Source organism: Frankia sp. AgKG'84/4 (genome assembly GCF_023242965.2).
Taxonomy (GTDB): domain Bacteria; phylum Actinomycetota; class Actinomycetes; order Frankiales; family Frankiaceae; genus Frankia.
This window is the reverse complement of the sequence record NZ_JALKFU020000748.1, coordinates 1-502: the sequence shown is the minus strand read 5'-3', so window position 1 is coordinate 502 and position 502 is coordinate 1. Positions and strand designations below refer to the sequence as shown.

Annotated in this window: 1 protein-coding gene; it reads right to left on the bottom strand. The window is 53.2% G+C overall.

What is annotated here, in order from left to right; genetic code table 11:
- Positions 1 to 502: RuBisCO large subunit C-terminal-like domain-containing protein (locus MXD58_RS24935; protein ID WP_250610075.1), on the bottom strand; the 502-nt coding region annotated here is incomplete at both ends.

The window sequence follows — 502 nt, the reverse complement described above, 5'->3', positions numbered from 1 at the left end:
AAGGAACACCTCCCCATAATTCAAGCGCTTTTCTTAGTTCCTCTTTTTCTTCTGCGTAGCTTGAAAGGTCCTGGCCAGCCACAACCGCTTCGACAGCTTGCCTGAATGCCTTTCCGCCGCCCTTGGCCCCGTCTGGATGGCCATGGACACCGCCGCCGGCATTAATAATACTGTCCGTGCCAAAATCGGCAATCAAATCCGGAACCATACCTGGGTGAATGCCAGCTGATGGTACAGGAAAAGCAGTCTTCCATTCCTTCTCCACTTTAGTCAGTTCGCTTGCGATACCCAGTGCATCCGCCTTTGGAATCGCAACGCTGCCGTAAGGGGAAGGGAATAACGAGAAATCAGCCCCTGCATAGCGGATGAGCTTTCCTAGAAGCAGCGGATTCGAAACGCCGTAAAATGCAGACGAGGTCAAACCTCCGCTGAATGCAGGGTGAGCCATGATTGGAACCTTGATTTCCGGCTGTTCCCTTAGCCCCTGCAGCATATCCAGCCC